This is a genomic window from Leifsonia virtsii, from assembly GCF_030433675.1.
In the GTDB taxonomy this organism is placed as follows: domain Bacteria; phylum Actinomycetota; class Actinomycetes; order Actinomycetales; family Microbacteriaceae; genus Leifsonia; species Leifsonia virtsii.
In genome coordinates, this window is record NZ_JAROCB010000008.1 from 1 (window position 1) to 26,907 (window position 26,907).

Annotated in this window: 41 protein-coding genes; 22 read left to right on the top strand and 19 right to left on the bottom strand. The window is 64.8% G+C overall.

The features are described from left to right. The first annotated feature begins 475 nt into the window (after positions 1-475). The 7 genes from P5G59_RS20305 to P5G59_RS20335 all read left to right on the top strand — a co-directional run bounded on the left by P5G59_RS20305 (position 476) and on the right by P5G59_RS20335 (position 4,255). Positions 476-757, top strand: coding sequence for a hypothetical protein (locus P5G59_RS20305; protein ID WP_021756255.1), 282 nt, complete (start codon positions 476-478; stop codon positions 755-757). Positions 758-912: 155 nt separating this feature from the next. Continuing rightward, complete coding sequence (locus P5G59_RS20310; protein ID WP_021756254.1) at positions 913-1,149, top strand: hypothetical protein; 237 nt, start codon at positions 913-915, stop codon at positions 1,147-1,149. Between the two features lie 65 nt (positions 1,150-1,214). After that, positions 1,215-1,601 (top strand): single-stranded DNA-binding protein, encoded by a 387-nt coding sequence (locus P5G59_RS20315; protein ID WP_021756253.1) that lies wholly within the window; start codon positions 1,215-1,217, stop codon positions 1,599-1,601. A 119-nt stretch (positions 1,602-1,720) separates the two neighbouring features. Then, positions 1,721-2,518: a ParA family protein gene (locus P5G59_RS20320; protein ID WP_039920825.1), complete on the top strand. Its 798-nt coding sequence runs from the start codon at positions 1,721-1,723 to the stop codon at positions 2,516-2,518. Further along, entirely contained in the window at positions 2,515-2,940 is a 426-nt protein-coding gene (locus tag P5G59_RS20325) for a ParB family protein (RefSeq protein ID WP_021756251.1), read from the top strand. Before P5G59_RS20320 ends, P5G59_RS20325 begins: the two co-directional genes overlap by 4 nt. 35 nt (positions 2,941-2,975) lie before the next feature. Further along, entirely contained in the window at positions 2,976-3,734 is a 759-nt protein-coding gene (locus P5G59_RS20330) for a hypothetical protein (RefSeq protein ID WP_021756250.1), read from the top strand. Then, entirely contained in the window at positions 3,731-4,255 is a 525-nt protein-coding gene (locus tag P5G59_RS20335) for a hypothetical protein (protein WP_021756249.1), read from the top strand. The genes P5G59_RS20330 and P5G59_RS20335 overlap by 4 nt, the downstream gene beginning before the upstream one ends. Positions 4,256-4,265: 10 nt before the next feature. Here P5G59_RS20335 and P5G59_RS20340 read toward each other — a convergent pair whose 3' ends face one another. After that, positions 4,266-4,592 carry a hypothetical protein gene (locus tag P5G59_RS20340; RefSeq protein ID WP_147295977.1) on the bottom strand — a complete coding sequence of 109 codons (327 nt, stop codon included), beginning with the start codon at positions 4,590-4,592 and terminating at the stop codon, positions 4,266-4,268. Positions 4,593-4,651: 59 nt separating this feature from the next. Here P5G59_RS20340 and P5G59_RS20345 point away from each other — a divergent pair, with 59 nt between their 5' ends. Continuing rightward, a complete protein-coding gene (locus P5G59_RS20345) occupies positions 4,652-4,975 on the top strand; it encodes a hypothetical protein (protein WP_021756247.1) in 324 nt (107 codons plus the stop codon). A gap of 3 nt (positions 4,976-4,978) precedes the next feature. Here P5G59_RS20345 and P5G59_RS20350 read toward each other — a convergent pair whose 3' ends face one another. The 3 genes from P5G59_RS20350 to P5G59_RS20360 are packed head-to-tail and all read right to left on the bottom strand — an operon-like array spanning position 4,979 to position 6,034. Beyond that, the gene (locus P5G59_RS20350) at positions 4,979-5,251 is read right to left on the bottom strand and encodes a hypothetical protein (RefSeq protein ID WP_039920823.1); all 273 of its coding nucleotides are present in this window, start codon (positions 5,249-5,251) and stop codon (positions 4,979-4,981) included. A gap of 55 nt (positions 5,252-5,306) precedes the next feature. Beyond that, a complete protein-coding gene (locus P5G59_RS20355) occupies positions 5,307-5,603 on the bottom strand; it encodes a hypothetical protein (RefSeq protein ID WP_039920821.1) in 297 nt (98 codons plus the stop codon). 35 nt (positions 5,604-5,638) lie between these two features. Then, positions 5,639-6,034 carry a hypothetical protein gene (locus tag P5G59_RS20360; protein WP_021756244.1) on the bottom strand — a complete coding sequence of 132 codons (396 nt, stop codon included), beginning with the start codon at positions 6,032-6,034 and terminating at the stop codon, positions 5,639-5,641. Positions 6,035-6,278: 244 nt separating this feature from the next. On the opposite strand from P5G59_RS20360, the gene P5G59_RS20365 reads away from it, so the two are divergent. The 5 genes from P5G59_RS20365 (at position 6,279) to P5G59_RS20385 (ending at position 10,972) form a co-directional block, all read left to right on the top strand. Continuing rightward, positions 6,279-6,635 carry a peptidase inhibitor family I36 protein gene (locus P5G59_RS20365; RefSeq protein WP_021756243.1) on the top strand — a complete coding sequence of 119 codons (357 nt, stop codon included), beginning with the start codon at positions 6,279-6,281 and terminating at the stop codon, positions 6,633-6,635. Then, positions 6,635-7,471: a hypothetical protein gene (locus tag P5G59_RS20370; RefSeq protein ID WP_147295978.1), complete on the top strand. Its 837-nt coding sequence runs from the start codon at positions 6,635-6,637 to the stop codon at positions 7,469-7,471. The genes P5G59_RS20365 and P5G59_RS20370 overlap by 1 nt, the downstream gene beginning before the upstream one ends. A 178-nt stretch (positions 7,472-7,649) precedes the next feature. Then, positions 7,650-8,558: an efflux RND transporter periplasmic adaptor subunit gene (locus P5G59_RS20375; RefSeq protein WP_147295979.1), complete on the top strand. Its 909-nt coding sequence runs from the start codon at positions 7,650-7,652 to the stop codon at positions 8,556-8,558. Further along, complete coding sequence (locus tag P5G59_RS20380) at positions 8,555-10,486, top strand: ABC transporter ATP-binding protein/permease (protein WP_115698370.1); 1,932 nt, start codon at positions 8,555-8,557, stop codon at positions 10,484-10,486. Before P5G59_RS20375 ends, P5G59_RS20380 begins: the two co-directional genes overlap by 4 nt. A 48-nt stretch (positions 10,487-10,534) precedes the next feature. Further along, positions 10,535-10,972, top strand: a complete 438-nt coding sequence (locus tag P5G59_RS20385) for an SHOCT domain-containing protein (protein ID WP_081703946.1) — start codon at positions 10,535-10,537, stop codon at positions 10,970-10,972. Positions 10,973-11,282: 310 nt separating this feature from the next. On the opposite strand, the gene P5G59_RS20390 is transcribed toward P5G59_RS20385, so the two are convergent. The 9 genes from P5G59_RS20390 to P5G59_RS20430 all read right to left on the bottom strand — a co-directional run bounded on the left by P5G59_RS20390 (position 11,283) and on the right by P5G59_RS20430 (position 16,614). After that, entirely contained in the window at positions 11,283-11,945 is a 663-nt protein-coding gene (locus P5G59_RS20390) for a cation efflux transmembrane domain-containing protein (RefSeq protein ID WP_021762832.1), read from the bottom strand. Further along, positions 11,942-12,286 carry an ArsR/SmtB family transcription factor gene (locus tag P5G59_RS20395; RefSeq protein ID WP_021762831.1) on the bottom strand — a complete coding sequence of 115 codons (345 nt, stop codon included), beginning with the start codon at positions 12,284-12,286 and terminating at the stop codon, positions 11,942-11,944. The genes P5G59_RS20390 and P5G59_RS20395 overlap by 4 nt, the downstream gene beginning before the upstream one ends. A gap of 65 nt (positions 12,287-12,351) precedes the next feature. Continuing rightward, positions 12,352-13,347 (bottom strand): c-type cytochrome biogenesis protein CcsB, encoded by a 996-nt coding sequence (gene ccsB / locus P5G59_RS20400; RefSeq protein ID WP_115698371.1) that lies wholly within the window; start codon positions 13,345-13,347, stop codon positions 12,352-12,354. Next, a complete protein-coding gene (locus P5G59_RS20405) occupies positions 13,344-13,919 on the bottom strand; it encodes a signal peptidase II (RefSeq protein ID WP_301220844.1) in 576 nt (191 codons plus the stop codon). Before P5G59_RS20405 ends, ccsB begins: the two co-directional genes overlap by 4 nt. Next, positions 13,913-14,290: a hypothetical protein gene (locus tag P5G59_RS20410; RefSeq protein WP_185279204.1), complete on the bottom strand. Its 378-nt coding sequence runs from the start codon at positions 14,288-14,290 to the stop codon at positions 13,913-13,915. Before P5G59_RS20410 ends, P5G59_RS20405 begins: the two co-directional genes overlap by 7 nt. Positions 14,291-14,351: 61 nt before the next feature. After that, complete coding sequence (locus P5G59_RS20415) at positions 14,352-14,603, bottom strand: hypothetical protein (RefSeq protein WP_021762772.1); 252 nt, start codon at positions 14,601-14,603, stop codon at positions 14,352-14,354. Then, positions 14,591-15,286 (bottom strand): DsbA family protein, encoded by a 696-nt coding sequence (locus P5G59_RS20420; protein ID WP_021762771.1) that lies wholly within the window; start codon positions 15,284-15,286, stop codon positions 14,591-14,593. The genes P5G59_RS20415 and P5G59_RS20420 overlap by 13 nt, the downstream gene beginning before the upstream one ends. Next, positions 15,283-15,864: a M23 family metallopeptidase gene (locus P5G59_RS20425; protein WP_051336951.1), complete on the bottom strand. Its 582-nt coding sequence runs from the start codon at positions 15,862-15,864 to the stop codon at positions 15,283-15,285. Before P5G59_RS20425 ends, P5G59_RS20420 begins: the two co-directional genes overlap by 4 nt. A gap of 336 nt (positions 15,865-16,200) precedes the next feature. After that, positions 16,201-16,614: a hypothetical protein gene (locus P5G59_RS20430; RefSeq protein WP_021762769.1), complete on the bottom strand. Its 414-nt coding sequence runs from the start codon at positions 16,612-16,614 to the stop codon at positions 16,201-16,203. Positions 16,615-16,771: 157 nt separating this feature from the next. On the opposite strand from P5G59_RS20430, the gene P5G59_RS20435 reads away from it, so the two are divergent. After that, positions 16,772-17,083, top strand: a complete 312-nt coding sequence (locus tag P5G59_RS20435; protein ID WP_081703940.1) for a TFIIB-type zinc ribbon-containing protein — start codon at positions 16,772-16,774, stop codon at positions 17,081-17,083. Here P5G59_RS20435 and P5G59_RS20440 read toward each other — a convergent pair. Continuing rightward, positions 17,080-17,394 (bottom strand): ArsR/SmtB family transcription factor, encoded by a 315-nt coding sequence (locus P5G59_RS20440; protein ID WP_021762766.1) that lies wholly within the window; start codon positions 17,392-17,394, stop codon positions 17,080-17,082. The genes P5G59_RS20435 and P5G59_RS20440 overlap by 4 nt on opposite strands. A 121-nt stretch (positions 17,395-17,515) precedes the next feature. On the opposite strand from P5G59_RS20440, the gene P5G59_RS20445 reads away from it, so the two are divergent. Together P5G59_RS20445 and P5G59_RS20450 are read left to right on the top strand one after the other, a co-directional pair. Continuing rightward, a complete protein-coding gene (locus tag P5G59_RS20445; RefSeq protein ID WP_021762765.1) occupies positions 17,516-18,451 on the top strand; it encodes a cation diffusion facilitator family transporter in 936 nt (311 codons plus the stop codon). 14 nt (positions 18,452-18,465) lie between these two features. Next, positions 18,466-19,101, top strand: a complete 636-nt coding sequence (locus tag P5G59_RS20450) for a copper resistance CopC family protein (protein WP_021762764.1) — start codon at positions 18,466-18,468, stop codon at positions 19,099-19,101. A gap of 5 nt (positions 19,102-19,106) precedes the next feature. Here the strand turns inward: P5G59_RS20450 and P5G59_RS20455 are convergent, their stop codons facing one another. The 4 genes from P5G59_RS20455 to P5G59_RS20470 all read right to left on the bottom strand — a co-directional run bounded on the left by P5G59_RS20455 (position 19,107) and on the right by P5G59_RS20470 (position 22,579). Next, complete coding sequence (locus tag P5G59_RS20455) at positions 19,107-20,045, bottom strand: cytochrome c oxidase assembly protein (protein ID WP_115698372.1); 939 nt, start codon at positions 20,043-20,045, stop codon at positions 19,107-19,109. A gap of 1 nt (position 20,046) precedes the next feature. Continuing rightward, positions 20,047-21,957, bottom strand: coding sequence for a cytochrome c oxidase assembly protein (locus P5G59_RS20460; protein ID WP_081703939.1), 1,911 nt, complete (start codon positions 21,955-21,957; stop codon positions 20,047-20,049). Then, complete coding sequence (locus tag P5G59_RS20465) at positions 21,954-22,154, bottom strand: hypothetical protein (RefSeq protein ID WP_081703938.1); 201 nt, start codon at positions 22,152-22,154, stop codon at positions 21,954-21,956. Before P5G59_RS20465 ends, P5G59_RS20460 begins: the two co-directional genes overlap by 4 nt. Before the next feature lie 77 nt (positions 22,155-22,231). Then, positions 22,232-22,579 (bottom strand): hypothetical protein, encoded by a 348-nt coding sequence (locus P5G59_RS20470; RefSeq protein WP_185279203.1) that lies wholly within the window; start codon positions 22,577-22,579, stop codon positions 22,232-22,234. 133 nt (positions 22,580-22,712) lie between these two features. On the opposite strand from P5G59_RS20470, the gene P5G59_RS20475 reads away from it, so the two are divergent. After that, on the top strand, positions 22,713-23,261 hold the full coding sequence (locus tag P5G59_RS20475; protein ID WP_039922000.1) for a hypothetical protein: 549 nt from the start codon (positions 22,713-22,715) through the stop codon (positions 23,259-23,261). A 74-nt stretch (positions 23,262-23,335) separates the two neighbouring features. On the opposite strand, the gene P5G59_RS20480 is transcribed toward P5G59_RS20475, so the two are convergent. Further along, positions 23,336-23,857 (bottom strand): cation efflux transmembrane domain-containing protein, encoded by a 522-nt coding sequence (locus P5G59_RS20480; protein WP_308458017.1) that lies wholly within the window; start codon positions 23,855-23,857, stop codon positions 23,336-23,338. A 283-nt stretch (positions 23,858-24,140) separates the two neighbouring features. Between P5G59_RS20480 and P5G59_RS20485 the strand changes: the two genes are divergently transcribed. The 5 genes from P5G59_RS20485 (at position 24,141) to P5G59_RS20505 (ending at position 26,887) form a co-directional block, all read left to right on the top strand. Continuing rightward, positions 24,141-24,710, top strand: a complete 570-nt coding sequence (locus P5G59_RS20485; RefSeq protein WP_021762757.1) for a recombinase family protein — start codon at positions 24,141-24,143, stop codon at positions 24,708-24,710. Between the two features lie 206 nt (positions 24,711-24,916). Then, on the top strand, positions 24,917-25,111 hold the full coding sequence (locus P5G59_RS20490) for a hypothetical protein (protein WP_039921998.1): 195 nt from the start codon (positions 24,917-24,919) through the stop codon (positions 25,109-25,111). Continuing rightward, entirely contained in the window at positions 25,108-25,887 is a 780-nt protein-coding gene (locus P5G59_RS20495; protein WP_021762755.1) for a Fic/DOC family protein, read from the top strand. Before P5G59_RS20490 ends, P5G59_RS20495 begins: the two co-directional genes overlap by 4 nt. Then, positions 25,884-26,465, top strand: coding sequence for a recombinase family protein (locus P5G59_RS20500; protein WP_021762754.1), 582 nt, complete (start codon positions 25,884-25,886; stop codon positions 26,463-26,465). Before P5G59_RS20495 ends, P5G59_RS20500 begins: the two co-directional genes overlap by 4 nt. 14 nt (positions 26,466-26,479) lie before the next feature. Then, positions 26,480-26,887, top strand: coding sequence for a hypothetical protein (locus P5G59_RS20505; protein WP_021762753.1), 408 nt, complete (start codon positions 26,480-26,482; stop codon positions 26,885-26,887). Positions 26,888-26,907: the final 20 nt, after the last annotated feature.

Below are 26,907 nucleotides of genomic sequence, written 5' to 3' on the forward strand. Positions count from 1 at the left end.
GTCGTCGAGCTCACGGCCGCGGAAGCCGCCGCGCTGCGCGCGGGCGCGCTGATTCAGGACGCCGCCCCCGCGAGGCCGGCCGCGGAACGCGAGCTGATCCGAACCGGCATTCATCCGCAATGCTGGACCGACAATTTCGGCCCCGGCTTCGACTGAACACCGTCCAGAGCGGTCGGCGCCGGACGGAGCCGGCGCCGACAACGGACGGCCGGACGGAGCCGGCCGACTGTACGGCCTTCGGCCCCTGTCTTTTGCCGGGAAGCCTGCGGCATTCTACGGTCGGCGGCCTCCGCGCAAGCTCCCTGCGGGAGCCAGCTCCGCCGAGATTTTCCGCACGCGGTCGCAAGCTCCCTTATTTCGCGCGGAAATTCTCTCCCCCGCCGCCCTGCGGGTTGCACTCCAACCGCTCTCCCTGAACGGCACTACGTGCCTTCCCGGCAAAACAACATGAGGGAGAGGGAGAGGGAGAGAAGCGATGAGCACACTCATTACCAACACCAGCGACGTCACTCGATTCGCGGCGGTGTTCTCCGCCGGAGACATGGCAGGCGACCTGGGGCCGACCCTGAGCTGCGGCGAGGTCGAGGCCCTGGCGGGGATGCTTCGAGCGATCGGGGAGCCAGCCAGCGCGGACATGTGGATCGAGGCGCACGCCGCGGGCGACGACGAAGGCGATGCCCACTACCGCTCCCCTGCGGCCGAGTACGTGGTGCCCATCGACCCGATGGAAGCCCTGCAATGTGACAGCTGCCAGTGACTTGACCCCCAACGCCGGTAATAGTACTATTAGAGGTGAACGAAGGGCCATAAGTAGCCCAGTCGACATCCACCGGCACGAACCAGCAGGAACATAAAACAGCCCCAACGACCCTAACAGTACTATTACCGTTAGATCACTCCATAGGAGAAGCCATGTCCAAGATCATCGTCACTCGACTCGCAGACCTGCGGATCGGGGACCGCATCCTCAGCCACGGCGGCCGCATCTACCGCACGCCGCTGCGCGTCACCGACGAGCTGGGGCCGATCGAGTTCGGCTCGCCCGTGCGCGGCGTCCGCGTCGAGAACCCCAACCCGGTCAGCGGCATCGAGTGGGTGCTGTACCCGCCCCAGATGGACGGCCGAGAGATGGAGGTCGAGCGCTACTAGGTCATTGCAACTCTATAAACCCCAACAGTACTGTTAGAGGCACCATCATTCTGGGAGGAATCGAAATGAGCTACATCACTCGCACTGGAAACCTGGCCGAGACGCCCACGCTCCGGGAGGGGGAGCACGGCCCGTACACCTACGCCCGCGTCATCGTCAGCGACCGCATCCGTCAGTCGGATGGCTCCTACAGCGACGGTCCGGCCACGGCCTACGACGTCGCCGTGAGCGGCAACCAGGCGCAGAACCTCGTGGACGCGGCCGAGGCAGGCGGAAACATCCGCGTTACCTTCTCCGGCGGCTACCGCATCACCGAGTACAAGGGCGAGCAGGGAACCCGGCTTCAGCACGAGGTCCGCGCCGACGAAATCGGTGTGAGCCTGCGCGGACAGAGCGTCACCGTCCAGCGCGCGACGGCCGCCGCCGACACCAACGACGACACCCCGTTCTGAGTCGAAGCAGGGCCGGGGAGCTGCCCGACAGCTCCCCGGCCCTGTCACGCCACGCGCACACAACGCAGCAGCATGACGTGACGGTAACAGTACTATTAGACCCATTGGAGGTAACCAACGTGACCGCTCGAATCTTCGCCCTCTGCAACCAGAAGGGCGGCGTCGGCAAGTCCACGACCACGTTTCACCTGGCGCGCGCCGCGGTGCGTGCAGGCCGGCGCGTGCTCGCCGTCGACAACGACCCACAAGGCAACCTGACGACGATCGCCGCGGCCGAGGATGTAGGGGAGGACCAGGCCGGCCTTGCCGACGCGCTCAGCTCGCGCGCACCTGAGACCATCCGCGACGTCATCGTTCCCGGCGTCTGGCCCGGCCTCGACGTCGTGCCCACCAGTGGCGTCACGCTCGGCTACGTGCGCGACGAACTCGTGATCGCCGGAGCCGGCCGAGAAGGCCGCCTGCGCGAGGCCCTGGCCAGCGTCGTCGACGACTACGACCTGATCCTGATCGACTGCGCACCCAGCCTCGACCAGCTCACCATCAACGGCCTGACGGCCGCCGATGCCGTTGTGGTTGTCACCGAATCCAAGCTGTTCAGCGCCAACGGGCTCGGCCAGCTCCTCGACACGATCGAGAACGTCAGGGCCTACTACAACCCCGGACTGAGCGTCGCGGGCGTCATCGTCAACAAGCACGAGGAAAAGACCGTCAGCGGCCGCACATGGCTGGACGAGCTGGGACAAGCCATCACGGCCCGAGGGCTGCGGATGCTCTCACCCGTCGTCCCCAAGCGCGTCGTCATCTCCGACGCGGCCGAGGCCGCACGCGGCCTCGACGAGTGGGGCGGCTCCGAAGCGACAGAACTCGGAGCCATCTACGCCGACCACCTGACTGCGATCGAAGGAGCCGCATCATGAACCGACCAGCACCACGCAAATCCAGCCTCGCCGGATCGAGCCCCATCACGCCGCCACCCGCGGCCGCGCCGACTGCCGTCGACGCCACCCGGTGGACGCAAGAACAGCACGAGGACGCCGACCAGGTAGAGCAGACCCGCCAGCTCCAGGCTGCCGAGCGCGCCGCGACGAAGCCCGCGCCACGCGAGCCGAAGTCACGGGCGAAGGTGTCGTTCTACCAAGACCCCGCCGACACCGACCGCGTGCGCGGCGCGATCCTCTACACGATGACCACTGAGGGCAGCCGCAACCTCTCGCAGTTCATCCACAAGGCCGTCATGGCCGAGGTCGAGCGCCTGGAAGCCAAGTACAACAACGGGCAGCCGTTCCCGCCCGTGGGAGCCCGTGAGCTGCCCCAGGGGGCCGCTGCGGCCAACCTGTAGACCGTCCTCGAGTATCGATCCGGAAGGACCACACGATGACCACCACACTGCAGGCGGTCGAGCCTGCCGAGCCCAACCCGGTAGCCGACGCGATCGCCGCACTCACCGCGGCGGCGCGTCAGACGCGCGTGCGCGGCGCCGGCACCGAGCAGGCCACCGTCGAGCCCGTCGATTTCGGAGAAATCGCCACCTACGTCCTCACGGCCGTTGCCGCCAACCTGGGCGGCGTTGAGGAGCTGTTGGCCGGCCGGCCCGGATCATGGGAAGCCGACTACGTGCGCCAGATCGTCCACAGCACCGCCGGCGACGACGACGCCGAGCTGCTGCGCTACCGCACCGAGCCGGTGCGGCTGCCGTTCGACGCGGAGGATGTGTTCTACGACTTCGGTCTGGGCGACCTGTACGACGACGAACGCGACGCGGCCGCAGAAGCCACGTTCACCGAGGGGATGACCGAGGAGCGGGCCGCGGCCGCGCAGCAGCTCGTCGAGGACGTCGAAGCGCTGTTCGCGCGCGACCTGGCCGCGTACGCCGAGGCGTACCTCACGGCAGCCCGCCAATACCTCACCGAACAAGGGATCACGTGCGGCGTCGAGCTGGTCACCACTCCGGTGGGTGAGATCCCAACCTGGGACGCACTCAGCGACCAGGTGCACGAGTACGCCCGCGCGAATGCGCCGCTGCCGATGACGGGGGAGGCCCCCGACTACAGCGACGGCACGCCGGCCGACGCCCTGCGCCGTGCCGGCCTCACGTACACCGGTCGCGCACGGACGAACGGCGGCACCGCATGACGAACTCCCGACTGGCAGAGGCCGCCCTTTCCAAGTACCGCTCTGAGCTGGCCGAGATTGAGGCCAAGCGCGCACAGGAAGCGGCCGAGCAAGAAGAACTCCGCTCCGAATGGTTGGCGCAGGAGACGAGCAAGCTCGCCCCGACGTACACCCGGCTCTTCCTGGCCAAGATGGGCTTGCCGGCGGACTCCGGATTCGCGGCCGATCTGCTCTGGTACATGCCTCCCACCGCGACTTCCGCGGGCACGTTCGAACGGCGCGGCGACGGCACAGTGGTCATGACAGGAGGAATTTCTGGTGAAGACGTCCTCCACGCCGACATCGATGCCATCACGATCCGCGCCGCGGTCAACAACCGTTCAGAGGATGAGAACCCTCTCGAAGTCACGCTCGTCGACGACTCCGGCCTTGGCAACCCGGAGGCCATCCCCTCCCTGTTCGCGCTCGGCCGGCTGATCACCGAAGCCCGGGAGCGGCTGGAACAACAGGCTACGGAGCGGTCGGCTGGCGACCGAGCCTGACAAGGGACTCCTATCGCCGCGGGGGAATCGGCGGCCGGTCCCAACCATCCTCGATCGCGCCCCGCCACACCCATGCCGTACGCACGATGCCGTTGACCGACGTCCAACGGACCTGAACGGCGCGATCCGTCCAGGCGATCGCCTCGCACTCTGGGCGGATCACCGTCTCCGGGAAACGCACCCACGCCCGCACCGGCCGCGGCTCCGCCGGCCGGTGAATCGGGTGGTGCTCGACGTCGAGCTCCGCATCGGTCAGACTCACCGGCTGGGCTCGGATCAGAATCTCCTCCACGCCGCGGCCGATCCCCATTTCGGGATATCGGCGGTTCGTGCTCATGCCCCCATTAGACCAGAGATTCGAAAGTATGTTCGAATGGATTCGTGCGAACGATTCGGGTGGGGGAGAGCGACTGGCTGGTGCTCGACGACGCGATCCAACCGCGCTTCTTAATCCACCACGGGCCGGCCGTGAACAAGATCACCCGCGAAACGCTGATGATGTACCGCGTCGACCATTGGGTCCTGAAACGTGCTGACCGGTGGCCATTGGGCTACTACGAAAGCCTCGCTGAGGCACAGGCCGCCGCCGAAGGCGAGCTAGGCACGCCGAAGTTCCTCGTCCCCATCACCGACCCGCACGGGCAGATCGTGACCCCGGAGGAACAGCGCGAGCGATGGAAGGCTGGCCTCGACCCACGCAGCGGGACGCCGAGGCCGTGAAGCTCAGCCGGCCTGGCGACCGTCTGGATCGAAGGTCGTACCCCCGTCGTTGAGTAGCCGACTCACGTCCGCGTTGAGCGCCATTACCTGTTCCGGATCGTCCACGATCGCATCCACCATGAGTTCGAGATAGGCGTACGCCTCCGGCGGAGCCGTCGACGTCCCATTTCGCGCGAAGGCGCGCACCAGCTCGCGTATCTCGTTGAGCTGCCACTGCTGCCTGGCGATCAGCAACGCATCCCGAAGGTGAGGGTTCGCTTCTGGTTCATCGCTCATGCCATCGACACTCTCATACCCAGAGCTGACGAGCCCTCCCGCATTACCGGGCGGCCTACTTCCGGGACGCGACCGGTTCCATGCGGCCGACATGGTAGCCGGCCACCCAGGCGGGTGCGTCCTGGTCGCTCAGCTCTGCCGGAGCGACCACCGGTGCACCCTGCCGGGCAGCTCGTCGCCCAGCGTGGAACGGTCGAAACGCATGCAGCCCTCCATCTGGGCGCCGACGCTCAGCGCGATCGCTCAGGACCATCCACACAACGACACCGATGCCGGCGACGATCACCACGCCGACGATGAACAGCACGGCGTTGTCCACGATGTTGGCCGCCCACTGCGGCAGGGTGGGCATGGGCCACGGGTCCGGGACCGCTGTGTACCCCCGCATCAGCGGTGACCCCACGCGGCGCGGATGCCGTCGCGCACATCGTCTGCGGCTCCCAGGGGCGCTAACGTCGCGTGCGACACCAAGGTGTCACCGTCCCGTTCAAAACGCTTGGCGATGCGTCCCACCTCGCTCTTGCTGAGCCCGGTGCTCGCGGCGACGTCGCGGACGCTGTGGCCGTCGACGAGGAGGGCGAACACCGCTTGCTCCTCCACCTGGTCGAGCACGTGGGATGCGATGGACGCCTGCCGGCGCGCGCGGTCGATTGCGCCTTTACCGTGCTCGCCACGGCCTACTGCGAACGCGGACTGAAAAGGCCCGCGGGCGATCCGCTCCTCAGTGGTGAGCGAGTCATGCCATCTGAGCCAATCGAGGTATCCGCCGTCTTGCTGTCCCATGCTTGGGACACTACACCATCGTCCCGACATTGGGACAGGGGGCAGGTTCAGAAACGATCGTTAGCGCAAGCGACCCGGCGGGCCATAGCGGTGCCCGACGACCAGGCTGGTGCCGCCCGAGATGGCACCAGCTTTGATGTTCTCGGATGCTCGTGGAGCTCTCGCGCTTGGTACTTGCGTCCCCTAGACAGGGCGTTCTAGACTCCGGCTCAGCTTCACGTTCACTGAGGATTGGGGAGATATCGTGAAAAAGCGTTCAATCATTGGGGTTGCAGGTGCTGCAGCTCTTGTCGCTGCTTCTGTCATTGGATTCAGCGCACCGGCACAGGCATCCATCACTCAGTGCGGCAGTAACCGCGCGTGCGCCTGGACTGACTCCAGCTATGCCGGAGCCTTCGGATCGTGGACCAGCAGCCAGTCGTCGCTTGCGGGGTTCCACGACGTCATCTCCTCCGTCGCCAACAACCGAACTGCCTATATCGGCTGGTTCAGCGACCCCGGTTACTCGGGTTCATTGTTCCAGCAGCCCGGAGGAGCCGCGGGCTTCTTCAATTGGCCTGACTGGCGTAACGACTCGTTCGACTCCCTCTACTTCTACTGATGGCGGGTGGGCGGCTGACAGCGACGACTTCAGCAGCAGCGCTCATCTTCGTCGTTGCATTGACCGGGTGTTCGTCCGGGCCGTCGCAAGCGCACGCCAACGTGCGCGCGCAGCTCAATCCGGCGACGGCACAGATTCTGTTGCCGCTTGAGTCATATGCGATGAGTTGGGGTGAGGTTCAGACGGTCAACCATGCGAACTCGATTGCGATCGAAAAGTGCATGGCCAACAAGGGGCTGACTTTCCCCCGCGCGTCTCAGGATTGGTCGGCGCTCGCGCCTCTACCGGATCGTCGGTATGGGTTATGGGCGCCGGCCGACGCTGAGGCCAATGGGTACGAGCTACCCGAGTCGAGTCAGTCGAAAGATGTTCAAGCCCAGGAGGATGCGCTCGGTCCCGATTGGTGGCAGGACTATCGGGCGTGCTTCAAATCAACCAAGCAGCTACCCGTGATGGGGGTAAACACGTCGCCGGATCAGTCGGTGGTAGATCGCGGGATGAATGAATCGTTCGAGGCTCTTCTTGCCAGCGACGAGTTTAAGTCGGTCCGGGAGAAGTGGCTCAGCTGCATACAGGACGGGGGCCTGGCGGCCAACAAGGATGCCCGGGTTCTGGTGCCTCAATTCCCTTCCGCTGGAGAAGAGCAGCTCGAGGTCGCTGCAATCGACGTACGGTGCAAAGAATCACTCAATTCCGTCCAGACGCTGGCGGACTGGGAAGCGACCAAGCAGGCAGGGTACATCGATGATCACGAGGGCGAATTGACGGCCTACCGCGACAAGGTCAAGAAGGTGGTCGCCCAAGCACAGAAATTGGTCACGACCGTTGGCGGGTGAGCCGCGGCGGCTGCGTCGTTTGGATCATCCCTTCCGCGCACTCGCATTTGTCTTAATCACGGTCCTTATCGCGGGTGCGGCATTCCTTCTGGGTATATGGGTGCGTTCGCCGGACTCGGCTGTGCTTGACGCTCGCGGGACGAATGTGCCCGTATACGCCCCGGTTGAATCCAGGACCGTGACCGCCGACATCCGCATCCAAGGCGAGGTCTCGGGGACACAGGAACAGCCGGTGACGGTTGGCCCACCGGCGGGCGCAGAGCGCATCGTTGTCACTTCTGTTTCGGCTAACCCCGGCCCACTTACCAACGGACAGCTTCTTGGTACTGTCTCGAACAGACCCGTGTTTCTGTACAGCGTGGATATACCGCTCTTCCGGAACCTGGTCGCTGGAGATACTGGCAGTGACGTCGCCAGCTTGCAAAAGGCGCTTGGAGTCCCGCAAACGGGGAAGGTCGATAGCGCCACCCTCAGTGCAGTGCGCTCCGCCTACTCAGCCGCAAATGTCGAGCCACCTGGTGGTCGATACTCCACGACGATCACCACCGCAGAGTTCTACACCGTTCCAACCTCGCTCGGCGCCCTCTCCTTGGTCTCTGTCGCTCCGGCCGGCACTTCCGTGGACAACGATCACCCCTTCGCTGTGCTGGGAATGGGATCCCCCTACGTCAGTGTGCGAGCCAGTGTCAGCGAGGCCGAACAAATCAAACTGAACGACAAGGTGACAATCACCGGCTCTGGCGGGAAAAAGGGCACCGGCGCCGTGGCCAAGATCAGTGACTTCCAGTCGAGCCCCACCAGCGGCGGACGGCCACCCGGCCGCGACATCCAAATCAACCTTGATGCCGGCGGAAACCTGACGGCAGGCGACGCCGTCGCAGTCCTCTTCGGCACCGAGTCAAAACCCGACATGGCAGTGCCTACAATCGCCATCCGGTCGGACTCTGGCGGTGACTACGTGATCAAGCGCAGCAAATCGGATACTCCTGCGCGCACTCCAATCGTCGTGGTACGAAATGCGGACGGGTGGACGGCCATCAAAGCTGAGGGCCTCGCAGTCGGGGACGAGATATTGGTGTCCCAATGACCGTTTCACCGCCACGGCTCACGCTCAACCATATCCAGCGCCGTTACGGAGAGTCGCAGCAGTGGTTCGCTGTCCGAGAGGCGTCCTTGGTCGTCGAACCGGGCGAATTCCTCGCGATCGTGGGGCGATCCGGATCGGGAAAGTCGACACTCCTCAACATCATCGGATTGCTCGACTCACGCTGGGAGGGGAGCTACCACCTCGGCGACATTGACGTTCGCGGTCTGAGCGCAACACAGATCGATCACCTGCGCAGCACAACCTACGGATTTATCTTCCAGTCCTCCTACGCCAACCCATACGAAAGCACCGAACGAAACGCGACGCTGGCCCTCGCAATTCAAGGAGCACCGCTCCGCGAGCAATCCGAAAAGGTCTCGCGAGCGTTAGAAGCCGTGGGCCTTGATCAAAAGGCCGCTGCACTGGCACGGTCACTCTCCGGTGGGGAACGTCAAAGACTTGCCATCGCGCGGGCCCTTACAACGAATCCTTCGATCATCGTCGCGGACGAGCCCACCGGAAACCTGGACAGCGAGACCGGCGATCAAGTGATGGAGGCCCTGCTCGAGCTCAATCGACAGGGAGCAACGGTCATCCTCGTCACCCATGATCCGAGGATTGCCGCCTACGCCGACCGAACGGTCCGGATGGCTGACGGTGTTCTAGAGATCACGGGGGCAGAAAATTCTGTTGGCTCGAAACTTGACGGACAGGAACGGCCGTCGCTGGCAGTGACTCCCTCAAAGGAGCGTCGTGGCACACGGTCACGACGGGCATCGGATCGCCTCACTCGGGCGATCAACAACGTGACGTCTCGACCGCTGCGTTCTGTCGCTCTGATTGCGGCCTTCGCTCTCGCATTCGCGGGACTCATCGGCGCGGCCGGCATCGGCGCGACTGCCTCGCAGCAGATCGCCGGACGGCTAACGGCCGCAGCTCGGGACGAGGTTCGGGTGAACGTACCGGCGGGTACATCAGACGAGGAGGCCGCCGCCTGGCTAGACCGACTCGGGGAGCTCCCACATGTCCGAGAGGTCGGGCAGGTGGCACCCCTCGACGCCAACACCGCACGGACAAGCCGGTTCGCATTCACTTCGGCCAGCGGTAACTCGCCCTTTCAAGGGAGCACCGTGGCCGTTGATAGTGGACTCTTCGGGGTGCTGGATATCGGAACGTCCCCCCAGAGCCTGAGCAGGCTCTTCTCATCGACCAAGGAACACGTGGCGCTCGTTGGTGCGGACGCGGGCGCACAGCTCGGCCTGTCCGACAGGGGCGGAATTGGAGCTGAGGTCTGGGTCAACGGCGAACCGTATACAGTCGTGGGCACTATCACTGCTGCGCCTCGGGAACCGAACCTCTTGACGAGTGTTGTCGTACCGTTACCGCCTTTTTCGGCCGGTTCTCGACAAATCGTGGTCCGAACTGATCCTGGCTTTGCCGGACCCTTAGCCAGCGCGATACCGCTCGCTCTCTCCCCGGCATCCCCCGCAGATATCTCAGTCGAGACCGCTGCCGAGCTACGGAACTTGCGGGTAGGAGTGCAGACCGACCTCAACGGGTTACTCGCCTCGTTGGCGATCGCGCTTCTGGCCCTCGCCATACTTAGCGGCGCCTCAGCGATGTTCATCTCAGTTCAAGCACGCACGCAAGAACTTGCGCTAGCCCGGGCCGTGGGACTGGGACAACGCGGCGTAGCGGCAATCTTTCTCTGGGAAGGCGTCGTTATCGGCCTCGCTGGCGCACTTGCCGGAATCGCAGGCGGATTAGCAATTTCCGTCGCAGTCGCCGCCGCGCGCGGATGGACCGCGATCGCGCCTTGGGAGACGATCGCGATCGCGCCGGTAGCCGGCGCCGTCTGTGGGGCTCTCGCGGCCTTCCTTCCCGCCGTACGCGCCGCGCGAATTGACCCCGCCGACGCCATTCGATAATCGCCCAGAGGCGTGCCACCTCGCCACCCACAGGACTACCCTCGACGCATGAGCGCGAAAGTTCTCACATCCGAGCTGAGTGAAGCCCACACCGAGCGCGGATCACACGGTGCACTGCTGTGGATGGTTGGGGCGGCTGCCGCGATCTCCGGAACGATCATTTTTCTGATTCAGGCCGATCGCGCAGGCATTGCAGAGGTCCGTGCTTCTCAATTTGACCCGGCCGCTGCTTCAGCCGCTGCAGACGCGAGGCTGTGGATGTGCGGAGGGATCCTTCTGGCTGTAGTGGGAATCTGCCTCGTTGGCGGGTATCTCGCTTCTCGAATGCGGACGTCGTGGCGGCGTCACCAATGGGCCGCCCGCCAAACCGTGCGCCACATGCCGCCGCGATTTGCTCGACAGCTCCGCCAGCTGGCCGCTCTTCACGACGAAGGAGTTCTTACTGATGCGGAGTACGAGCAGGGCAAGCGAAAGCTCCTAGAGTAGGGCAGCCTTGGCGCAGAGCCTGAATCCGACCGCGCTGACACCGAAAGCGATCGTTTCTGGGACGCTGAGGCGATCGCTCTCGTCTGTGACTTTGGTCGCTGTGTGGCGGTGTTCTGTTATCGCTGCGTGGCGGCATCGCTGGTACGTAAGCGGATCCTTCAGCGGGCGGGTACGACATCTCCGACCGTGCGGGGCAGATGCGGTCGAGGCGTGCGTGGATGGAGGGCCTGTTGGCGTGCATTCATGAGGCGTGCCATTTGCGTGGGCGTATCGCGCGGCTGAGCCAGGAGGGCGAAGCGTTGCGCATCACCTACTGATCGTGGTCGCTCCCGTCCTCTAGCACCATTCCAACAGATGTCGCGCAGGCATCGCCTTTCCAAGCCTCCAGCCCTTCACGCAGTGCGAAAACCGCGATGACGAGGCCCGCGATCGGGTCTGCCCACCACCAGCCGAAGGCGCTGTTCAGAACAAGCCCGATCAGCACCGCTGCTGACAGGTAGGTACAGATCAATGTCTGTTTGGAGTCGGCAACCGCTGTCGCAGAACCGATTTCCTTCCCAGCGCGACGCTCGGCGAGGGAAAGGAAGGGCATGATCACGACACTGACCGCGGTGAGGATGATCCCAAACGGTGAGTGTTTTACATTGACAGCTCCGACCAGGGCCAGCAGCGAGCTCACGGTTACGTAGGCCGCGAGCGTGAAGAACGCGACCGCGATGACGCGCAGCGTGCCCTTCTCCCATCGCTCCGGATCTTTCCGAGTGAATTGCCAGGCGACCGCGACAGCGGAGAGCACCTCGATGGTTGAGTCCAAGCCGAAGCCGACGAGTGCGGCTGAGGATGCGGCGCTTCCGGCGGTGATCGCGACGACGGCCTCGATGAGGTTGTACCCGATTGTGATCGATACGATCCATCGGATTCGTCGACGCAGAACGCCGCGGCGGGCGTCTGTGAGTGCGGTCGCCGTCGTCATGTGCAGTTGCACTCCTCGCCCTCGCAGCACCCGGGTTCAACGTAGAGGACCACCCGAAGCAGCTCATCCAGTGCAGGGGCGATGTGCCCATCGGCAAGTCGGTACCAGGTGCGTCGGCCATCCGGGATGGCCTCGACCAGGCCGCAGCCGCGCAGACAGGCCAGCTGATTCGACATCACCTGACGGCTCACGTCCAGGGCGTCCGCGAGGTCAGATGGATAGGCGGGTGCTTCCCGCAGGGCCAGCAGGATACCCACTCGTGTGGGGTCGGACAGCGCGTGGCCGAAGCGGGCGAGAGCGGCGGTGTGTGTGATGGTCGCCGCCGGCATGACGATGCTCATTCCACCAATGTACAGCGAATGCTGAATTAATGCATCGCTGTACTGTTGCCCTCCGGGGCTTGGACTTACAGTCCCGAGTAGGTGTGCAGGCCCTTGAAGAAGACATTGACGATACCGAAGTTGAACAGCACGGCGGCGAAGCCGATGATCGCGAGCCACGCGGAGCGAGAGCCACGCCAGCCGCGCGTGGCGCGGGCGTGGATGTAGCCGGCGTAGATCACCCAGATGATGAACGTCCAGACCTCCTTCGTGTCCCAACCCCAGTAGCGACCCCAGGCTGCGGAGGCCCAGATGGCTCCAGCGATGAGCGTGAACGTCCAGGCGATGAAGCCGACGATGTTGATCCGATAGGCGAGGTTCTCTAGCGCGACCGAGTCTGGCAGGGTAGCCAGGAACCGGAATTGCTGCGGAAGAAACTCCTTGACCTGGCCTTCACGCCGGTACTGCAGCAGTTGGAGTCCGGATAGCGCGAATCCCAGGGCGAAGAACGCGGTCCCCAGGACGGCGACGATGATGTGGATGACCAACCAGTAGGACTGGAGCGCCGGCTGCAGGGGAACGACAGGAACGTAGTACCGCAACAGTGCCACGCCTTGCAGCACAAGCACCAGGCCGACGATGAACGTGCCAAGGTACTTGATGTCCCACTTGAGGTTGGCGAGCAGGAAGACACCAACGATGACCAACGTGCCGGTCATCGAGAACTCCCACATGTTTGCCCAGGGAACTCGGGCCGCAGCGACGCCGCGCAGCACCGTCGCGATGAGATGGAAGGCGAAGCCCGCGATCGTCAGACCGAATGCCCATCGTGTGACGCCGCGGGCGGCGCGGGACGGCGCTCCTTTCGATTTGGTCGACTGCTCGCTGGATTCCTCGCCGATGACAACGGTCGTCGGTGGCTGTGTTGCCGCGATCCGTCGTGCGACCGCGCTGGGGACGGTCGTTGTCGCTTCGGCTCCGCGTCTGGCCAGGTCGATGGAGAAGACCACGAAAGCCGCCGTGTAGAAGCCCATCGCGACGTAGAGTGCCACCGTCGAGAGTGCGGAGAGGGTCCCGGTCATGCGCCGGTCACCGTGTCGTGAACGGTCGCCGCCGCGACGCCCTGCGCGCGGCGGTTTTGGACAGTTGCGGCAACTACCGCGGCCGCGATGCCGCCCACAGTGAAGACGTCGGCGAGGTTAAAGATGGCGAACCAGCTGACGGAGAGGTAGTCGACCACGGCACCGCTGAGGACGCCGTGCTCTCCTAGGAGCGCGCGGTCGACCATGTTGCCCCAGCCGCCACCGGCGGCGATCGCGAGCAGTATTGTCACCGTCGGGTTCTCCCGACGAATCACTCGTCGGATGATCCAGGCCGTGAGGACGGTCAGGACGATGAGGATTCCGGCCGCCAACAGGGGGCCGACTCGGGCGCCGAGCCCGAACGCCGCTCCAGCGTTCAGGACCAGATTGAGATCCAGGCTGGGGATCACCGTCGGCACGGGCTGGCCATACGGGAGTGAAAGGATGGCGATGCCCTTGACTGCCTGGTCTACAGCAATCGCGAGAAGGCCTGCGGACAGCGCACGCAACGCCACGCGTCGACGGTCGACGTCTCCAGTGGTCGCCGTCTCTACGGCTTGTTCGGTCAACATAGGGTGGTCAGCGCCTTCATCTGTTCGGAGAGCTTCTTGGTGAGCACGTCCGAGCTGGTGCCCGTCGACGACCCGGTGGATTCCGCTTTCAAGACGGGGATGAGTTTGTCGATGGTGTCGACCACGTTCTGCACGGCAGTCTGCTGCTTCCCCGCGGGCAGTTGATCGGCGATCGGCGCCAGGATCGTCCGGGCGGCCTTCAGCTGGTCGAGGGCCGCCGCGGGGTCGAGCACCGCGGACTTCAAGGCGGCATCGATGTCGGATGCCACCTTGTCGGTGATCGGGGTGACCAAGGGGCAGGCGGCGTTCTGCGCTTGCTTGGATACGGTGTCCCCGATCGAGCAGCCGGAGAGCAACAGGGGTGCCGCCAATGCGACCGCTGTAGCGGCGATGAGGACGGGCCGGTTAGTAGTGGACATGATTCTTCTCGATTCAGCGGGTTGGTCGATGACGCTTGATGATCCGAATGAGGGTGTCGATGTCGTCGCTGAGTGCCTCGAGCTCCACGTCAGAGTCTGCGGGCCTGCGGCGGAGGAGGACCTGGAGCTGGACGGAGGCCGCGGTCGCTGCTTCGATCAGCTCCCGGTACACGGCTGCCGGGATGGTCTCGTGTGCTTCTGGTGTCCTCCACAGCCGTTGCATCTGGCGGCGGATCCGGCGGTCGCCCAACATCATCGCCGCCACGCCTTCTCCAGCTCGGCGGCGAATTGCTCTGTGGAGGTCAGCGTGAGCTTCTCGCCGTTCAGGAAGAACGTTGGTGTACCCGCCACACCCAGCTGGACACCGTCGGTTTGATCCTTCATCACCCGGATCCGGAGTGTCGGGTCGGCGATGTCTTTGTCGTACTGGCGCATGTCCAGGCCGAGCGACTCGGCCACAGATCGCAGAACAGTCGACTGGTCATCCTGTCGTTCGGCCCACTGCGTCTGAGTTTGGAAGAGCTTCGAGTACATCTCGGTGAACTTGCCTTGACGGCCGGCTGCTTCGGCAGCCATCGCCGCGTTCATCGCGTTCTTGTGACTCGGGATGGGGAAGTAGCGAGCGATGAATGTGACACGGTCCTTGTACTGCTCACGCAGCTGCTCGACCACGGGGTAGGCGGCGCCGCAGGCTTCGCACTCGAAGTCGAGGAATTCCACCACCGTCACCTTGTCCGTCGGCGCCTTCTGCAGGATTCGGCTGTCGGCTCGCACTACGGCGGGCGCTGCGTCCTGTTTCGATGCCGATTGCGCCCGGCCGACGAGCACGATGACGATCACGACGATGAAGGCGAGCGCGATGACGATGGTGTTGGCCCAGAATCGCGCGGAAAGCCGGCGGGTCGGCTGTGGCTTCCGGCGTGGCTGTTTCGGCATGGTGGTACTCATCTCGCTCGTGCTCGGAGCCAGGAGTACGGGTCGATCGGTGTCTCGCCGTTCGCCCAGATCTCCAGGTGGAGGTGATTGCCGGTGCTGGCGCCCGTCGTGCCGACCCGTCCGATGATCTGGCCAGCCGCGATGCGGTCGCCGGCCCGGACCTGCAACGACCCGAACTGCATGTGCGCGTAGAGGCTTGCGAATCGCTCACCATTGACCCGGTGGTCGATGATCACATTCACGCCGAACCCGACATCGGACTCTTCGGCGGAACGGACCACGCCGTCAGCGATCGCGGCGATCTTGGTGCCGCCGCCGGGGGTCATGTCCAGGCCCTTGTGGTTGCTGGAGCACCCGGAGCAGGGCGCGGAGCGCGACCCATAGCCGTCGCTGATCGGGACATCGCCGGCGAACGGCCACTGGATCGGGCCAAGCGTGTTGCCCACGAGAGTGCCCGCGGGGTCCGTTCGCGCCGCAGCCTTGAGTTCGGCTTCTGAGGTCGCGCTGGGTGCGTCACGATTCACCGGAACGGCTGCGCCGCCGGTCTGCCCGATAGCCTGCGGCACACCCGCGACGATGGTGTCGGCCACCGTTTCGAGGGCGCCGTCAGGTTGTACAGCTTCGGCTGGAACCGAGGTCGCCACGCTCAAAGTCACGGCGAAGACGGCCCCCGCCAGAGGAAGTAGCAGGGAACGGCGGGCAGGCCGACCCTTGGAGCGCGGCCGGCTGCGGCGTCGCCGTCTTGGGACGCTCCGTTCAGCGGAGAGAGCCTCACGACGTGATCGAGGTTCAGCGGGGGCGGGGGTGAAGGTTGCGCGGCGAACCGGCCGCGCGCGGCGGGTGATGAGCATTTAGGGTTTCCGGACTCGGCCCTATGCGGGCACGGACAAGAACGACGAGGGCACCGTGGGTGCGCGAAAGTGTCGTCAGGTCCGGCTTATGGCCAGAGATTCCAGAGAAGGCGCGAGTGGTCGCTCGAGCTGCAATGACGCGCCCAGGCGTCGCACGACGCGCAGAAGAGTCAGGCGGACGTCTCGTCGCAGCAAACCCACGAACAGGGCTAGAGCTAAGGCGGCCGCAGCAAGTCCGAGGACGCACCCCAGGACCAGCACCTGGTCGTGTGGGACGCCGTTCTCTGATGAAGCGAGCGCGGCGGCGGCGGCTTTTGCTGCTGCCGGAGCGGCGTTGCCCTCAATGGCGGATGCCGCGGGCCCGGCGGTTTCGTTGACCGGGTGTGCCGTTTCGAACATGTGCGCCAGCAGCAGAGCGAACACGACGGTGAGCGCTGCGACGGCGAGGACGACCCAGCGTCGGATTCCTCTTGCACTCAGCGCGTTCACCTCACCTCCACGGTCACAGTTCGATAACAGCCAGCTTTTGGTGGGAAGCGTAGCAAACGGCTCCTGACTGCCGCATCCGAGTCGCGTCCGCGATCAGCCGACTCTCAGACGAGGCCCCTACGCTCCGGCAACCATACCGACCAGAAGGGTAAGAACCATGAAATGTCCCGTTGACGGCGAGACACTCCTGCTCTCCGATCGCTCCGGAATCGAGATCGACTACTGTCCCGCCTGCCGAGGCGTTTGGCTGGATCGGGGCGAGCTCGACAAGATCATCGAACGCTCACTGACCCAGAGCCCATCGACTGGATACGCCGCCCCGGCTGACCCGCAAGGATGGTCGGACCCGAATCGATCCGGACATCACAACAAGAGCGGCCACGGAAACGCCGGCCACGGTAACTCCGGCCACAACGGCTACGGCAACAAGCGCCGCGGTGGCTGGCTGGGGGATCTCTTCGGCGACTAGTCGCCGCCCGGCTGGGCGTGGCCGAGGTGCAGCAGTGCCTGGTCGAAGAACTCGACGACGTGGTCATCGAACAGCCGGTAGGTGATGGAGCGTCCGTCGCGGTCGCCGATGACGAGCTTTGCCTGGCGGAGGATGCGCAGGTGGTTCGATAGCGTCGCCTGTCCGATCTCCAGCTCCTCCGCCAAGACGGTCACGCTCGATGGACTCTGCCGAAGTCTGGCGAGCACGCGCAAGCGCGTCGGCGATGCCAGGCCATGGAAGACCTCCGCCAGCTCGCCGGCGCTCTCGATGTTCAACGTCAATTCGTCCACGACTCGCTCCTCGATTCTTCATCGTACCGAGAACGGTTCTGATTACGGTTCTCAACTACATTAACTAATTTACATATTCGCATGTATTGACGTAAAGTGGGTGATGGCGAAAGGAGGTCGCATGGATGGCCACGACCATGGCAGCACGATGGAACTCTTCGGCGAGGCCGCCAAACGCCATCGCGTTCGCCTCTCGATCGCGTTCGGCATCACTTTCGTCATCCTGATTGCCGAGGTCGTCGGCACGGTCCTCACCGGCTCCCTGGCGTTGCTCGTCGACGCCGGCCACATGCTTACCGATACTGCCGGGCTGGCGATGGCGTTGGTGGCGTCGTACCTGAGCACCAAACCGGCTACGAACAAGCGCACTTGGGGCTACCGGCGGGCTGAGGTGCTCGCCGCGACCGCGCAGGCCGCCGTCCTCCTCGGGGTCGGCGTGTTCGTCTTGATCGAGGGCATTCGGCGGCTGTTCGAGCCGCCGGAGATTCCCTCCACCGAGCTGCTGGTCTTCGGCATCATCGGCTTGGTCGGCAACATCGCCTCGCTGACCGTGCTGGCCTCCAGCCGAAGCGAGAACTTCAACCTCCGCGCCGCCTTCCTCGAGGTGATGAACGACGCGCTCGGTTCGGTTGCGGTCATCGTCGCTGCGATCCTGATCGGACTGACCGGATGGGGTGCCGCTGACGCGCTGGCCGGAATGTTCATCGGAGTACTGATCCTCCCGCGTGCGTTCAAGTTGCTGCGGGAGACGACCAGCGTGCTGCTGGAATCCACACCGCCCGGCCTCGACCTCGACTCCGTGCGCAATCACGTCCTGGAGCTGCCGGAGGTAGTCGACATCCACGACCTGCACGCCACGCAGATCGCCACCGGGCTGCCGGTCCTCACCGCACACGTCATCGTGGAACCCGATACCTTCGAGAACGGGCGTCTGCCCGAGCTCCTGGACAAGCTGCAGGACTGCGTTGCAAGTCACTTCGAGGTCAGTATCGAACACTCCACCTTCCAGTTCGAGCCCCCGCAGCACAGCCGCCACGAGCATTCCGCACACGAGTAACACAGGGACCATTGATGACTGCCCCCAGCGCCGCCGCCGAGCCCAGCCGTTTCCTGTGGAGGGTCCTTGCCCTCCTGGGAGTCGTCGCGCTCGCTCTGGTCGCCAACTGCCTGACCGCGCCCCCTGCCGAAGCACACGATGCTCTCACTGAATCCAATCCGGCCCAAGGCCAAACCGTCACCGAAAAGCTGGACCAGATCGTGCTGACCTTCAACGAGGCACCGCTGAGCGGCCTCCAGGGCGGCATCGTCATCCAGGCCGTCGGTCCGGGCGGCCACGAGGTCACCACCGGCGAACTCCGCATCCAGGACCGGACCCTGTCCCGTGCCGTTCTGATGACCGATCAAGGCGATTACACAGTGTCCTGGCGCACGGTCTCCGCCGACGGGCATCCGATCGACGGCAGCTACACCTTCAGCTACGCCGGGCCCATCCCGGCCGCTGCCACCGCGACCGTGACGCCGACGTCATCGGCAACGCCGACCCCCTCCGTTGTCGCCTCACCAACCAGCCCCCCGACGGCCGCGAACTCGTCCTCCGGGACGCCGATCGCGCTGGTGGTCGTGATCATCATCGTCGTGCTGATCCTCGCCGGCGGCGGACTCTGGCTCGCCACCGAACTCAACCGGCGACGCGCCAGCAAGGAATAGCTTGCTCAGCGGCGATTCAGCCGCAACAGCCAAGCGTTGTACGCATCGAGCTCCGCGTCGCCTTCCACATCTTTCCGGCGGTCGGCGGCCTCCGCTCGGCGGGTGTCGTCGGACGCCCACGCGAACAACAGGATCAGCACGATAATCAGCGACGGCAGCTCACCATAGGACCACGCCAACGCGCCAGCGATGCGCTGATCAGCAACAGCGTCAACGCTCCACGCCGCCGGCGGCCGGGCGAAGAAGCCCACCAGCGGTACGGTCGCCATCATCGCGATCACCCCGAAGAACGCATGAAGGGGCATCTCGATGAACATGTCCAACAGGCGACCGAGATGCGATTGGCGATGTGGCAATGGGTCAGGAGAGATCAGCGGCAGAGTGAAGAGGACGCCCGCGGCCAAGAACACCACCTCGAGTGAGAGGTGCCCGGCCACGGATCCCAGCAATGTCGACGCGATGCCGCTGAAATAGAGCCCGTAGAACACCATCAGGAACAGCGGGACCATGAACCCCGGATGCAACAGCAGACGGGCAAGCCGGGACCTCAGACCGGTGAGAGCCAATCGCCGAACGAGGCGCCAACGCCCCCTCGCCGGCGCCGCCTTCAGTAGGAGCGTGCCCGGCGCCCCCAAAATCAGCAGCGGCGGGATCGTCATCATCAGGGTGAGCTGCTGAAACATGAACACCGAAAACATCCGATAGCCGTAGCCCTCCAGCCCCGTACCGGTCAATGCGACGAGAACTCCGCAGCCGGTCACGAAGAGAGTGGTGCGCCACCACGGCCATGCAATACGCCGGCACGCTAGCAACCAAACGCCCCACCCATAGGCGAGGGCGAGAAGGACGCCTACCACTGGGAGAAGCGGCACCGGTTGCGGAGCCCAGGTTAGGAAGGCCTCCAAGCCCGGTGGCTCCTCCGGCAAGTACACAGGCCCATCCATCTCAGGCTCGCTCCGGTCTTGGAGACTCCGGCCGAGCCTCGACCACCCGCTGACCCAAAACCAGCAGCAGCACGAACACAGCAATGGCGGCGATCGCCCAGAGCAGCACGGCCGCGATGAGCTGATCGAGCGCGGGAGTCACGCCCAACGCGGGCAAGGTCACCCCGTACCACGCAGGGAGGATACCTCCGGGGACGAAAGCGACCACGACCGCGAGCAAGCCCACTGCCAGGACCACCGCCATGGCGATCCCCACCGCCTGCGCCAACAGGCGCTGTCCTTCGCCGAGCGTGCGCAACAGTGACGCAGCGAACAGCGTCGTCACCCCGAACACCAGGACTGTCGTGAGGGTCCGGCCCACCGGGTCCTGCACCGCCCAACCCAGCCACGGCGATAGAAACACGGTGCCGAGCAGCACAACCAGAGCACAAGCCGACAGCCACGGCGTCCGGAGCGGCACTGCCATCGCTCGACTTCCTAGTACCCAGCTCGTCCATTCGCGCGTACCGAGGCTGCCGTCCCCCCGAAGTCTCACGACCGTCTGAAGCAAGCGAATCGGCTGCGCTGCGACAACCAGAATTGCCGAAAGCACACCACCGAGCAGAAGCAGAGTCGTGTACGCCGCAAACGAGAACGTTGCATAAGCCCCGGGAAGCGAACAGAACGCGAACACGATGACCACGGCACACCCGATCGCGGCGACCATCCGCGATCGGGGCCAGCTGCCGCTTCGACGTGCCGCGATCGCGCCGTAGAGGTAGGACCCAAAGCCGAGGACTACAACGAGCACCGCTGCGGCGTCGAACACCCACGCGTCCATGAGCCGGGCGATGCCCGGTGCCAACGGTAACCGGTCACCAGTGAGCTGCTCAGCCTTCGTCGCCAACAGGATCTGACCACCCGGAGTCTCTGTCCGAGAGAGCGTTGCTCCTGTCCCCATCGCGACGCCCATAACCACAAGCTCCCAGAGAGCGAGGGAGCCAAAGGCGAGCCGGCGCCGCAGCGCAGGCGCATCCATGGAACCGAACCGTCGAATCACGTAGGTTCGTTGCGCCCATCCGAACGCCACCAGAAGGAGGAGGGCGACCACCTTCACGGACAGGAGCCGACCGTAGTCCGTGGTCAGGAGCTGTGCTGGATCGCTCAGACGAACGAGTGCGCCTGCCAACCCGGAAATGGTCACCGCGCACAACCCCGCCAGTGCGATCGCTGAATAGCGACGCACCAACGCAACAAATGTGCGCCCATCAACGGTCGCGACATAGACCACCGCGGCCAGACCACCAACCCACACCGCCGCTCCCGCGACGTGCAGCCACAGCGCAACCGTCGCCGTGACGTGATTTCCAGCCCCGGCGGCGTGCCCCTGGAGCGCGAGTGGAACCAGCGCAGCGAAAGCCAAGATGGCAGCCGCGGCCACGCCTGCCTGCCCACGGGCCGCGAACGCCACAACACTGATCGTCGCAGTCATCAGGATTGTGGCGAACCACCCTTGGCCGACCGCGATCTGTGTGAAGAACTGAGCAAGGCTAGGACCGAGCATGTTCGCCTCAACCGGCCCCGTCAAGCTGATCGAGGTCATGACCGCAGCAATGCAGCTGGCGACCAGCCAGCAGGCGGAACACCAGGGCGCCGCGTCCAGGAGCCGGTTCCACGACCGTAATCCGACCGGTACGCAGAAAGCTGCAACGACGAGCACACCGATCGTGGCCGCAGCCGCCAGATCGACGACCACTTTCACAGCCGGCAACCCATACGTCACCGCCGGCCCCGGATTGAAGATCGACCCATCCGGCTGGACGGTGAGCAATGCCAGCACCAGCGCAGCAGACAACGCTGTAATGGCGAGAGCGGCAAGCGCAGCGATCGCACCTCGCGTTGGGGCGGATCGCGTCGACGTTGCCCCGGTCACGACGGATCCTGCTCACCGGCCTGCGCGGAACCGGCTGCCGACACGCGTTGCGCGCGCTGCCGCTTCTCCTCGCGCGCGTACGCTTCACGTTCACGCCGATCAGCGCGAAATATTGATCGCAGCACGAACCAGAAAACGAGTCCCACCAACACCGTTGGTGTCAGAGACCACAGAGCATTGGTCCAAAAGTCGTCCATCTTCACCTTCACAAACCGTCGAACACACGGCTCGCCGAGCAGGGCGTGCGCGTGCAAAATCCCGGAACGGACGGTGATCAGATTCGAAGTATGCCCAGCAGTCCCAACAGTGAAGGCGGCGCGGGCGACTCTCGTTGCGGAATGGCCACAGCAGCCGGCGTCGGCCGCTCGGTCCTGAATCGGACTTCGACCACGACCAACGAATCATGAATCGGGGTCGCAGCGCCCGCCGTGGCGCACAACGCCGCGCAGAATTCGGAATCGCTGTGATTGGAATCCGTGTCGCCGACACTCACTGGCTGTGACCAAGACGTGCCCACGGCTGCGTGTGCTGCATCGGAAGAGTGGCCGAAGCCGACGCCGGCGATCACCGCGGCGACAAGGACGAGTAGGAAGATGTGCACCACGCGCAGCGTTCTACTCACCTCTACCTCCATTTGCTCGGCTCAGCGTACCCAGTTCAACTGTGAGAGGCCCCTCTCAGAGCCCATCGGTCGCACTTCGTCGGCGCAGCGGCTCCTCTTGCCACCGCGGACCGGCAAACGGATGATGTGAACCATGACCGGTCGGGGCTCACTGAGCCCACCCTCGCACGCGCCGACCGACGACGCACGCCGTACGTTATTGGGGCACATCGGTACCCCCGCTGCGATCTACGGCACGATCGTCTATGCGAGCGTCGTCGCTGCGACTTCGATCGGTCTCAAGGAATCAAGCTCGGCATGGCAAGTGCTCATCTTCGCCGTCGTCAGCGTCGTCGTGTTCTGGGTCGCTCACGTCTATTCGACTGCGCTCGGTTCCCACGGGCATGCCGACCATCTCCGAGACCGGATAAGAGATTCGATCAGACAAGCGCTGAAGGAATCCAGCGGCATGTTGGAGGCAGCCGTCGTCCCATCCATTCCCCTGCTGCTCGCGGCCTTCGGTGTGATGACGACCGACACCGGCATATCGATCGCACTCTGGGTCGCCGTCGTCATGCTTGCTCTGCTGGGCTACCTCGTCCTCTGGCTTCGCGCTCGACCATGGTGGGCCTGCATAACCGCAGCGCTGATCAGCGCTCTACTCGGCATTCTGGTGATCCTGCTCAAGACGGCACTCTATTGACCAGGAGCCGTGAGTGGTCCCGTCGTGGCCTTGCGTATCCGCCGGAAGTCCGCCTCTCAAGGCGCACGGTTTGATCAGCGATCGGCGGCGATGGGGGTGACGACGAACTCGTCGAGGTTGCGCAGCTCGCCGCGGACGTGTTCGGTCGCGTGCTCTGCCACGTGCGTGGCGTCGCGGAGGTTTTCGGCGTTCGTCGTGATGACTGCCGAGCCGAGGAGCCGGTGGCCGACCCAGCGCAGCTTGACGCTCCGGATACCGGTCACGCCCTTCGTGTGCGTCAAGCTGCGCTCGACGCGGTCGATCAGACCCGGGTCGACAGCATCCATCAGGCGCGCCCCGACGGACTTCGCGGTCCCCCCCAGCAGGATCAGGATCGAGATCGCAATGAGGAGGCCGATGATCGGGTCGGCGATCGGAAACCCGAGAAGGACGCCGATTGCGCCGAGCACAACCGACAGCGAGGTGATGCCATCCAGTCGCGCGTGCACACCGTCGGCGACGAGCGCCGCGGAGCCGATCTTCCGGCCAACGCGGTTCGGTAGATTGCGACAAGCTCGTTGCCGGCGAAGCCGACCAGACCGGCGGCGATCAGCCACCACGCGTTCTCCACCGGGCGCGGATGGACGAACCGGTCGATCGCCTCCCACCCGGCGACCACGGCCGACAGTGCGACGACGAAGATGATCAGCTGTCGCCAAACGACGCGGACGAGTTGCAATCGCGTGTCCGATAGGCGGTCGACCAGCGCACAGTCCTCGACTGCTGGGGCCTGCGTGTGTGAACCGCGTCATCACGCGGGAGTGCGGGCGAAGGTCAATGCCCGTTAGACCCGCCCGATGAAATGCCCGCTGATGGGACGCTAACTGCAACACTGTTCTCATGCTGATCGGATACGGCCGCGTCTCCACCGCCGAACAAGACCTCACCGCGCAACGCGACGCGCTCAGGGCGCTCGGCGTCGATGTCGAGAACATCCACGTCGACCACGGGCTGACCGGCACCAACCGAGAGCGGCCCGGGCTGCGCGCGGCACTGGCAGCGGTGCGCTCCGGTGACACCCTCGTGGTCACCAAACTCGACCGGCTCGCCCGCTCCCTACCGGACGCACGCGACATCGCAGCAGAACTCACCCGCAAAGGCGTCACGCTCAGCCTCGGCGGCAGCATCTACGACCCCACCGACCCGGTAGGCCGGCTCCTGTTCAACGTCCTCGGCATGGTCGCCGAATTCGAAGCCGACCTCATCCGCATGCGAACCCGCGAAGGAATGGCCGTTGCCCGCGCCAACGGCAGACTGAAAGGTAAGAAGCCGAAACTCTCGTCAGCCCAGCGCAAGCACTTACTCGCCCTCCACGCCGCCGGCACTCACACCCAGAGCGAGCTCGCCGAACTGCTGCGCGTCTCCCGCGCGACGATCTACCGAGAACTCCAACGCGACCGCGCCAAATAGCGCTGCCAGAAAGCCGCCATTTAGCGCCGCGACTCACAACCAAGCCGCCACCAAGAACCGCCAGAAAACCGCCACACAGCGACCAAAGTCACAGCCGAGAAATCCCGTCCCGAAACTCAGTCCCGAAACCAATTTGACCCGAAATGCCGCCTATAACGTTTTCGGGATAAGTGATAGAATGGACGGAACAGGCGAGAGGAGCCAGCATGGCCCGCAGCACCGCGACGATTCAACCGACTGTCGACGTTGATGGCGAGCTGTCGATGATTGAGAAGGCTCAGCAGCTTGCCGGTCACTTCCCGGATCACGAAGCGCTTGATCGCGCTCGTCGCATCCTCGACGGTCGTGTGACCGCTGCTGAGGCGTACGTCGAGCTGGACGCGAAGTACGCCCAAGGGTGAGTGAGGACGACAAGTACACCTACCCCGACAGCGGGGGAGTGCTCGTCAACTCGAAGGGGATACGCAACGCCGCCCGGCTCGATGCCGCGATGAACGACTATGCCTCTGTCGCAATGGCGGAGCTGCGCACCGAGCCGACGCCGGATCGGTTGGACTACGACTACCTGCGCCGCATCCATACGCGGCTGTTCGAGCGCATCGTGCCTGGCATCGCCGGTAAGCTCCGCGACGTCGACGTGCAAGCGACCGGGGTCGGGATCGCGTACTGCCGTCCCGAGTACATCGAGCCCAACCTCACTCGCCTGTTCGACCAGCTCGACCGCGAGGACTACCTGACGGGGCTGGACGCCGACACGTTCGCTGCGCGGCTCGCAGACCGTTGGGGGGACCTTTCGGCCATCCATCCCTACCGTGACGGGAACACGCGCAGCCAAAGCCTCTACGTCACCGTGCTCGCTGAGCGAGCCGGGCACCCGATCGACTGGCGGCGCGTCAACGTGGACGAGCTGCGCACCGCTCGGCTGCGCGCCGTCGTCGGCAACACCAAGCCGCTGGCCGATTATCTCGGTGCCAGGCTCATGAGCTCCGAAGCTCCACGGCAGAGCCCGTCCCTGTCGAGCACGGCGGGCGTCAGCTCGGCGCTACACGCGAGTTTTCCGCAACCCGCTACTGAAGCCACGCGGAGAACGCCGCCGGCAGGCGGCATCCAGGAGCGCGGGAGTGCCCCCCACACGTCCGGAGCTCGGTATGGCATGGATCGAGGGATGGGGCGATGAGCAACGTTGTCGGATACGCGCGGGTGTCGCGTCATGACCAGAACCCGGCAGCCCAGGAGGCCGAGCTGCGCGCGGCAGGCGCCGGGCGGGTGTTCGTCGACCACGGCGAGTCCAGCCGTGTGAAAGACCGCCCGCAGTGGCTCGCATGCCTGGACTACCTGCGCCCCGGCGACACACTGCTGGTGCGCCGGCTCGATCGCCTCGCGGGCAGCGAGAAGATGGCCATCGAGACGATCACGGACCTGCACGAGCGGGGCGTGAACATCAAGAGCCTCACCGAGCCGGACATCGACACGACAACCCCGATGGGCCGAGCCCTGTTCGGCATCGTTGCCGTGTTCGCGCAGCTCCGCGTCGACACGATCCGGGAGAACACCGTACGGGGCCTGGCTCACGCGCGCGCTGAGGGTCGCGTGGGAGGCCGACCCTCGGTGATGACAGCGGAACGGACCGCCGCGGCCGCGCGGATGCGTGAGCAGGGCGACAGCATCGCACAGATCGCGGCCGTGCTCGGCGTCGGCAAGTCATCCGTCGCGCGCGCGCTTGCGAAGCACGACCAGAGCCAGCCGTCGGCCTGAAGGAGGTATGGACGATGAGTGAACACCAGGCGAGCGCCCCATCACAGCTCATCATGGCGGGCGCGTTCATCAAGCGACCTGGCATGTTCCTGGGATTGCCGATCCGGTTCGACCGGGTAACAGCCTTCATCGCCGGATACACCCTCGCGATCGACCAGGTGCGCGGGGCTCTGTCGCCCAACGACGCCAACCGGTTCCGACCGCTCGGAATCGAGGGACAGTTCCAGGAGCAACTACGCGAACAAGGACGGTTGCGGTGGAACCGATGGGATCTGACGATCGCGGCAGAAGCCACCGGCTGGACGGACGACGACCCGCCTCTGATCGAGGAGTTCACGGAGGAACAGCACCGAGCTGCAATCGCGCATTTAGAGCCGCTTCTAGATCGCATGTTCAGCCTGCCCGAGCAATTCATCCCCTAGCCCAAAATCCCCCAAATCGG